Origin of the sequence: Methylobacterium sp. WSM2598, from assembly GCF_000379105.1 — a bacterium.
Taxonomy (GTDB): Bacteria; Pseudomonadota; Alphaproteobacteria; order Rhizobiales; family Beijerinckiaceae; genus Methylobacterium.
Window position 1 is genome coordinate 7,499,290 of record NZ_KB900609.1, and the last position, 8,458, is coordinate 7,507,747.

General features: G+C 67.4%; 8 protein-coding genes. 1 reads left to right on the forward strand and 7 read right to left on the reverse strand.

The genetic code is table 11. The features are described 5' to 3' along the window. Positions 1-158: 158 nt before the first annotated feature. The 7 genes from MET2598_RS0134855 to MET2598_RS0134885 all read right to left on the reverse strand — a co-directional run bounded on the left by MET2598_RS0134855 (position 159) and on the right by MET2598_RS0134885 (position 7,399). The gene (locus tag MET2598_RS0134855; protein ID WP_012335223.1) at positions 159-941 is read right to left on the reverse strand and encodes an amino acid ABC transporter ATP-binding protein; all 783 of its coding nucleotides are present in this window, start codon (positions 939-941) and stop codon (positions 159-161) included. After that, positions 928-1,764 carry an amino acid ABC transporter permease gene (locus tag MET2598_RS0134860; RefSeq protein ID WP_012335222.1) on the reverse strand — a complete coding sequence of 279 codons (837 nt, stop codon included), beginning with the start codon at positions 1,762-1,764 and terminating at the stop codon, positions 928-930. Before MET2598_RS0134860 ends, MET2598_RS0134855 begins: the two co-directional genes overlap by 14 nt. Continuing rightward, positions 1,761-2,507, reverse strand: coding sequence for an amino acid ABC transporter permease (locus MET2598_RS0134865; RefSeq protein WP_018263972.1), 747 nt, complete (start codon positions 2,505-2,507; stop codon positions 1,761-1,763). Before MET2598_RS0134865 ends, MET2598_RS0134860 begins: the two co-directional genes overlap by 4 nt. 44 nt (positions 2,508-2,551) lie before the next feature. Then, positions 2,552-3,379 (reverse strand): transporter substrate-binding domain-containing protein, encoded by an 828-nt coding sequence (locus MET2598_RS0134870; RefSeq protein ID WP_150108735.1) that lies wholly within the window; start codon positions 3,377-3,379, stop codon positions 2,552-2,554. A 14-nt stretch (positions 3,380-3,393) separates the two neighbouring features. After that, the gene (locus MET2598_RS0134875) at positions 3,394-4,947 is read right to left on the reverse strand and encodes an FAD-dependent oxidoreductase (RefSeq protein WP_018263974.1); all 1,554 of its coding nucleotides are present in this window, start codon (positions 4,945-4,947) and stop codon (positions 3,394-3,396) included. A 102-nt stretch (positions 4,948-5,049) separates the two neighbouring features. After that, positions 5,050-5,952 (reverse strand): LysR substrate-binding domain-containing protein, encoded by a 903-nt coding sequence (locus MET2598_RS0134880; RefSeq protein WP_012335218.1) that lies wholly within the window; start codon positions 5,950-5,952, stop codon positions 5,050-5,052. Positions 5,953-7,060: 1,108 nt separating this feature from the next. Continuing rightward, positions 7,061-7,399 (reverse strand): hypothetical protein, encoded by a 339-nt coding sequence (locus MET2598_RS0134885; RefSeq protein WP_018263976.1) that lies wholly within the window; start codon positions 7,397-7,399, stop codon positions 7,061-7,063. 659 nt (positions 7,400-8,058) lie between these two features. Here MET2598_RS0134885 and MET2598_RS40280 point away from each other — a divergent pair. Beyond that, positions 8,059-8,451 (forward strand): Arm DNA-binding domain-containing protein, encoded by a 393-nt coding sequence (locus tag MET2598_RS40280; protein ID WP_084673988.1) that lies wholly within the window; start codon positions 8,059-8,061, stop codon positions 8,449-8,451. Positions 8,452-8,458 lie beyond the last annotated feature (7 nt).

Consider the following 8,458-nt stretch of genomic DNA (forward strand, 5'->3'; position numbering starts at 1 on the left):
CCGCCATCTCGAACAAGCCTGGACGCCTGCCTCACCGGCGCGAGGCGATCTCCGGCGTGACGCTTGCGGAAGCCCGACCGTCCCGCGCGGAACGGACGCCGCCCCGGATCATCGATCCCATCGCGCGTCGCGACGAACGCTTACCTCATCGCGCATCCTTAGAGGATCTGACTCAGGAACTGTCGGGTCCGCGGATCCTTGGCGTTCCTGAAGATCTGGTCGGGCGGCCCGTCCTCGACGATGACGCCGCCATCCGTGAAGTAGACGTGGTTGGCGACCTCGCGCGCGAAGCCCATCTCGTGCGTCACCAGGATGCAAGTCATGCCCTCGGCGGCCAGTTCCCTGATGGTGAAGAGGACTTCCTTGACGGTCTCCGGATCGAGCGCCGCCGTGACCTCGTCGAAGAGCATGACTTCGGGCCGCATCGCGAGACTTCTGGCGATGGCCACCCGCTGCTGCTGCCCGCCCGACAGCTGCCCCGGATAGGCATCCTCCTTGCCGGTGAGGCGCACCTTGGCGATCAGGCGCCTCGCCCGCTCCTCCACCTGCGCCCGCGGCTCACGCAACACCTTGATAGGCGCCATCATGACGTTCTCCAGCACCGTCTTGTGCGGGAAGAGGTTGTACTGCTGGAAGACGATCCCGACCTTCCGGCGCAGGGCGAGCTTGTCGAGCTTCGGGTCGTTGACCTCCTGCCCGTCCACGGTGATCGAGCCGCCCTGGATGGCGCTGAGGCCGTTGATGCAGCGGATCAGCGTCGACTTGCCGGAGCCCGAGGGTCCGATGATGCACACGACCTCGCCCCTGCCGACGTCGAGGCTGATGCCCTTCAGCACCTCGAAGGCGCCATAGGATTTGCGGACGTTGCGGAGCGAGACGAGGGCGCGGCGGCCCTCGCCGGTCGCGGCGCCCTCGGCGGTGGATTGATCAGCCAACAGCATATCGGCGCTCCAGCACGCGCGTCCACACCGCGATCGGGTAGATGTAGACGAAGAACAGACACAGCAAGAACAGGTAGAACGGAAGCAGAAGCTCCGGGCGGGCGCCTGCCGCCTCCATGCTCGCCTGGGCGTTCGCGACCGCCTCGTGCACGCTGAAGATCGACGCCATCGGCGTCGACAATGTCAGCATGGCGTACCAGTTCATCCAGGGCGGGATGCAGCGGCGGACGCATTGCGGCAGGATGATGTAGCGCAGGGTCTGCGCGCGGGTGAAGGCCAGCCCCTCGGCCGATTCCCACTGCCCCGACGGGATCGACCGCACCGCGCCGCGCAGGATCTCGCTGATATTGCCCATGACCGGCAGCGCGAAGGCCAGGGTGGCCTTGCTCCAGTCCGGAACGGGGACCAGCCATCCGCCCGGCAGCCGGACCTCGACGGGCATGAAGTAGGTCACCAGGAACAGGATCACCAGCCACGGCGAGTTGCGCAGGAGGTGCGTGACGAAACGGGCCGGCAGCCGGACGGCCGCCCTCGTGCTGATCTGCATGAGGCCGAGGCCGATCCCAAGGATCGTCGCGATCGCCATAGCGAGGAAGCTCATGGCGAGGTTGAGCGCGAAGCCCCGCAGGATGAACGGAGCGTAGGTGATGAGCGCAGTCAGCGCCGTGGAGGGGGTCCCGAGGGCGGAGGAGCGCACGACCGCCGCGGCGAGCGCGACCACGAGCGCCAGCAGCACCACGGCGACGTGCCACGCCCGGAACCCCCTCAGGACCTGACCGTCCCTCAGGCGCGCGATGCTGAGCTGGAAGGCCGGCTGCCTCATTGTCCGTATCCCGGGAGCACGAGCCGGCGTTCGACTGCATGCAGGCCGGCCGCCAGCAGCGTCACGACGACGATGTAGAACCCGAACAGGACCAGCATCATCTCCGACGTGTTCAGGTTGTCGGACCAGACCTGGTTCAGCACGTAGGTCATCTCCGGAACCGTGATGATGTAGGCGAGCGACGTCGTCTTCGCCAAGCTCACCAGGTTATTGGTAAGGGCGGGCAGGCTGATGCGGAACGCGAGGGGCAGAGTGATGTAGAGGTAGGTCTGGAACCGCGAGAAGCAGAGGCTCTCGGCGGCCTCTAGGGTCGAGTCGGGCACGGCCTCAATGCCCGCCCGGAAGATCTCGACGTTAAACGCACCGCCGAAGATGCCGAGCGCGATCACCGCCCAGGCCAAGGAGGAGATCAGAGGCTGCGAGTAGCCGCCCATGTCGATCTCGGGCGTGAAGGCGCCGAGACCGAGATAGAAGAACAGGAGCTGGATCATCGGCGGCGTGTTGCGAAACGCCTGGATGTAGGCGTCCACGCCCCAGCGCAGCGTCCGCGATCGGGCGCCCTGGGCCCAGGCTCCGAGCACGCCGATCACCAGGGACAAGGCCAGCGACCAGGCGATCAGCCACAGGGTCGTCGAGGCGCCCGCGATGAACCGGCCGTACTCGTAGGGATCGTAGAAGATGTTGAAGTTCCACCCGGTACGATCGTAGAGGCTTCGAAAGAATGGCCCTATGAGATCCAGCATGCCGACACCTCAGCGCTCGAACCGCAACCCGCGAGCGACCATTCTCACTTGAGGTAGGATGTGTCCCAGTGCAGCTTCTGATGCTGCTGCGCGAACCAGTCGGACATCGTCACGCCCCACTTCTTTCCGAGCTCGATCAGCTTGCCGTCGGCCTGCCAGCGATAGGCCATGCCGGCCATGAACGCGCCCCAGGCCTTGTCGCGCTCGTCGAGGGGGACCGCGGCAGCCCAGGGATTGTTGTAGAGCACGGGGACCGGCATCTCGTAGCCTTCCCATTCCGGCAGGGCGAGATCGGCCATGATGCTGACGTCGTCGTAGAGCCACGCGACGCACTTTCCGGCCCGCAGCCCCTCCTTGCCCTCCGTGTTCCCCGCAAAGGCAATCAGGTTGGCGTGCAGCTCGGTCTGCACTTGCTTGTTGTAGTAGTTGCCCTGCTTGCCACAGACCGGCTTGTTGGCGATGTCCTTCCAGTCTTTGATCGCGCCCTTCTTGGCGAGGAGCGTCGGTCCGGACGACCAGTAGGCCGGCTCGATCATCCCGATGATCTTGCGCCGGTCGCTGGCGTCGTACATGCCGCCGAGGATGAGGTCGATCTTGCCCTGCTGGAGGTACTGGATCCGGTTGGCCGAGGTGATGATCACCGGCTCGAGCTTGACGCCGAGCGTGTCGGCCACGGACTTGGCAAGTTCGACCTCGATCCCCTGCAGGGTTCCATCTGGCGCCGGGAACGACCACGGCTTGAAGGCGCCCTGCACGCCGACCCGCACCACGCCACGATCGAGGATCTCCTTCAGGCGGCCTTCGGCCGCCCCGGCGGACGAAGCGACCAGCCCCCCGCCGAGCACCGCCGCCACGACTACAATCGTCCTCATCGGTCCGCCCATCGTCATGTCCTGGCCTCCACCCGATCAACCGACAATCTATCAGTCTCTCGCCGCGCGAACCTGATATTCTGGTGCCGCATGAAGCTGTCGACCTGCGTCGCGACATCGCCCGGCGACCATCCCAGCAGATCGGAGACGGTCTCCGCCGCCACCTCGACGGTGCGCCGGTCGAGGTGGCGGCCCCACGCGAGTCCCGTGCGCGTGTAGAGGATGCCCATAAGGTCGCGGGCGTGCTCTGCGCCGACGGCATGGCGCATGCGGGCCATGTCGCCCGCGGCGGGATCCGGTCTCGATGCGGGGAGAGGCGGCACCGGCGGCAATCTGGACGGCGCGAGCACGCGGCCGACCGCCTTCCGCAAGTCGCGGCCGGCGCTCAGGTGGGACATCACCGGCCCCGCGGTCATCGCGAAGATCCCGGGCAGGCCGCGATCCGCGAGGTCGTGGATCTCGCGCACCCGGCGCCCCATCGGCTGGCGGGCGTCGTATCCGAGTGGCCGTACGCCGGCCCAGGTGAAGACGACGTCGGATCGCCGCAGCCGGAGACCGGGAAGGAGGAAGTTGGCCTCCTCGATCAGGAAGGCAACGTCCTCGTCCGTGGCCACGGCGTCCGCGGCGTCGCCCCCGTAGGGCGTCTCGGTCGGTCCGAAGCAGAACAGGTCGCCTCCGAGGGGGAGGCAGTAGAACGGATGTCCCCCGCGATGCAGGCAGGCGATGCCGTGGCCCGCGTAGCGCGGCGGCAGCCGAACGACGATGTGCGCACCCTTGGTGCCCGTCACGAGCGGTACGCGCGGCTCCGGCGCGATCCCGGCGATGATCTCGTCGGACCACGTCCCGGCAAGGTTGAGCACGACGGGGGCCTCGACCATCTCGACACTGCCCTGGCCCGACAGGCGCAATGACCAGCCACCCTCCGCCGTGCGCCCGGCGATCGTAGCACGGGTGAACAGGCGCAGCTCCGCCCCGCCGCGCTCCGCCTCCAGGGCGGCATCGACGCAGAGCCGGTCCGGGGAGTCGATGATGTACTCGCGGTAGGTGGCGACGGAGCGCAGGCGATCGCGATCCCTCAGGTCGCACACGAAGGGCACGTGCCGGTCGAAGTCCCCCGCGACGCGCCGGTAGTCGAGGACCGGCCGGGCCGGGCCGAGGCGCCTGAGCAGGCCGAAGCCGAGGTCGAGATGCCACCCTTTGACGGCGTCGCCGCCGTAGACGGGGAAGCACATCGTGAAGGGCTTGCAGATCTCCGGTCTCAGGGCGTTGAGTTCGGCGCGCGCCTGCATCGCCGCCCGCGCCATGCCGGCCGCGCTGGCCAAGCGCCTGGGCGAGGACAGGAAGCTGCGCAGGGGCCGCGACGTTTCGAAGTAGCGCAACCCGCAGTGGAGGATCCGAGACGAGCGGCTCGACGCGCCGTGGGCGAGGTCGAACATCTCGGCGAGCAGGACCTTGTACCCGGCCGCGGTGAGTTCGCGCGCCGCGCTCGTGCCGTTGATGCCGCCACCGATGATGACGACATCGTAGCGGCGATCGCCCTGTGCTTCTCGCCGTGAGGGAATACCCACTGCCCTTCCTCTAAATCAGCGACTTGATGGAGTGAACACCGGAATTCGGAATGCGCAAAATTGATTGTTCGCGGAGCGTTATGCGCGTTCCGCATAATAGGCTCAGTCCGGGAAGCGCGCCATCAGGCGGTCGCGTTCCGAGGCCATCAGGTCCAGCAGGGCGTCGGCGGCCGGGTTGGCCGGGCGCGATTCGGGACGCAGGAGCGCGACGTTGAAGGGAATGGTGGGCACGAAGCGCAGGAGCCGCAGGCGCTCGTCGCGTTGCATGAGCGCGGTGTAGGGATCCACGAGGCCGATGCCGACGCCCTGCTTGACGAGTTCGTAGACGACCATCGACAGCGGGGCCTCGTAGCGGGCCTCCAGCGGCACGCCGCTCGTCCGGAATGCCTGGGGCAGCAACTGCCCCATCGCGGTGAACGACGAACCGACGATGAACGGCTCTCCACGGAGATCCGACGGCCCGACCTGGTCCCGCTCGGCGAGGGGATGATCGCGCGGGACGGCGAGAAGGTAGGGGCGGTCGCTGAAGATCTCCGTCCGGAAGCCGGACCGCTTGACCGGCATCTCCGCGACGCCGAAATCGATCTGCTGCGAGGCTGCCCACTCCTCGACCTGGACCGAGGGCTGGACGTTGAGCAGCACCCGGGTCCGCGGCCAGTCCCGCGCGAAGGTCGCGACCGTCGCCGGGATGAAGTTGAGCCCGAGCGCCGGCAGCACGGCGGCCGAGACGCGGCTGCTCTCGCCCTCGGCGGCCCGCGAGGCGAAGGTCTTGAGCGATTCGAGCGAGACGTAGGCCCGCTCGACCTCGTCGAGGAGGAGTTGGGCCGTGGAGGTCGGGACGACCAGCCCGCGCCGGCGCTCGAACAGTTTGGCGCCGAGTTCCGCCTCCAGCTTGTCGAGCAGGCGGCTCACCGCGGGCTGGCTCCGCCCGAGAACCTCGGCGGCCGCGCTCACCGTTCCGGTCAGCATGACGGCGCGAAACGCCGCTAGGTAAAGGAGTTTCATGGATGGCGGCCCGCAGACTTGTCCGATGTCCGAGACACTGCGATCTGGCGCCCTCCGCTGCAGCGCACCGCGCCGGTGACCGTGCTGGACGCCATCGGATCGTTCCTCATAGAGGAGTGTCGCGGACGCGAATGCGCTGAAGTTCGCGCGCCATCAGCCTTAACACACCCCCCTTGCCACCTTGGTTGCGGAGCCGGCCCCGGATCGTCAACGCCCTTGCCCTTGAGCCGAGCAGAGGAACGGACCGACCCTCTGGTGGGTTCGAGGGCCCGCCCCGCGCCGGGCCCGTCGAGGAGATCACGTCCGTGCAGATCAGCGGCAGATCCGCGCGCTGCGATGCCTCCCGGGCAGGAAGATCTCGGAGAACGAGACCCTGTGTGGGGAGGTCGAGCGGGTGATCGCTCCTCCAGGGCGACCTTGCGCGTGACCGGAGGGCGGCCGGCGAGCGCCGCAGCGGGGGCGCTCGGTCTTGGCGCCCACACCTCGCCAACTTCCGGCGGACCGTGGCGCGGGTCGAAGCCACGCCGGGCACGGGCGCCCTGCCGCCGATTGGGGCCGCGGACAATCCCGATGTGCAGCGGACGAGCTGACAGCATTGCACCTCGTGCCGGCCCGCGACCAGCGGGACCCGGCGTGCCACGCGACCTCGGCGACATCCACTGCTTCTGGTGATGCGGCACGGCGTAGGCGGCCGGCACGGTCATGGCGGCGCAGCCGGTGGCGAACACAAAGGGCACGTCGCGCCGCCGAGACGCACGAGCCGTTTTCGCAGGCACGGGAGGTGCGCGTGAACGGACCGGAGACGGTCGAATCATTTGACCTGCTGAAGCCTCTTGGAGCGGCGTCGCTCACGTCCGACGCCGATCGTCCGCGAAGGGGTCGGCCACCAGAGGGATGGAAGCTTCAGAGACGTCCGATTTGTGGGGCCGAGCGGCCATTCCGGCAGCCCTGATCGAAGGTCTGGAAGTGGCGCATAGCCGAACAAGCCGGGAGTGATCCGGCCCGGCCACCACCTGGGCAGCCCGGAATGGGTGGTGAACAGTGGCAGGCCGTCGAACGTCGACCCGCCTCTGGTCGCGGCGTATTGGCATCGGCTCGGCCGCCTCGTTCACTCCGGTGCCGTTCTCGCACCATCCGAGCCCAGGTGCGCCATTCCGAGCCTGTGCCAGAGCCGTGAGTACGCCTCGGTCAGAAGCCGCTTTCGGCGGCCCATTACCCCTGGCTCATCCGCCTCCGCTGCGGCATACGCGCGGGCGCAGGAGTAGAGATCATCCGCCGCGGCATTGATGCCGGGATCACGCTCGACGAGCTGCAGGATCTCGAGAAGCTGGGCTCGGACGTTCTCGATTTCGGCCGCGGGATTGCCACCCGAGGTCAAGTGCTCGAGGGCTTGGGCGACCGCGGTCATGCGGGCTTCGAGCGTGTCAAGAAGCAGTGCGGGATCCATGAGCTTCGCCCTCCGCAGCCACACGGCAGGCTACGCCGGGACGCCCCCGGACCGGGCCGGAATTCACTGCTCGAGAAGCGAGCGGCGGCGACAAGGTGGGCAGCTCGCCCTCCCCTGCCCCCCACCCAGCACGTCCGGTAGATGGTCGCCCGCGCCCGTCCTGAGGCGCCATGAGGGCCGACACATCCCCCGACCGGCATGCAGCGGAACGGGCCCTGTGGGTTGTCTCCGGGGCCTCGACCGGGCGGGTGTCGTGTTGCTTTGGTGTTGCAAGGAGCCGCCGACGCCCGGCTGTAACCCCTTGTAAATTCAAGGGGCGTGTTGAAGCCCGTTGCAACACGTTTTGGCTGGGAAGCGGGCATGAAAAAGCCCGCTAAGTCATTGACCAAGCGGGCAAAATCTGTGGTGAGCGCGCTGAGACCCGAACCCAGGACCTACAGATTAAAAGTCTCTTTCTGCCCCCTTTCATCTTCGATCAGATCAGAACATTCACGCTGTCTCAAGCCTCTGCCGTCACTCGCATTGACGAGCACTGATCGCTGTTGTTAATACCACGGGGTAACAGCCCAAAACGGGCATTCTCCGTTACCCCTTGGCTACCCGGAGTGGACCAGCTGATCCGCCTCGGGCGACCTTGTTGGTGGTCCGAGGTTCGCAGGATGCCCGCCTTCACCGCACGATCAGTCGAGCTCACCAAACCAGATCCGAGCAAGCGCCTTGAACTGCCTGATGGGGCGCTCCCGGGCTTCTACCTCGTCGTCCAGCCCTCCGGGGCGAAGTCCTGGGCCGTGCGGTACAGGATCGACGGCAAGTCCAGGAAGATGACGCTGGGCCCCTACCCTCGCCTGGGCCTTGGAGATGCCCGTGAACGTGCTCGCACGGCCTTGCAGGCGGTCTCTGAGGGGCGCGATCCTGCCGGTGAGAAGGTCCAGTGTCAAACGGCGTGGAATGTTGACCCCAGATCGGCGTCCAAAATTGACCCCCTGGATGGGTGCGGTGTGACGCCCCTGATCAGCCCGGCGGAGCCGGTCGGGGAAGCGCAGCCGGGCTGATCAGGGG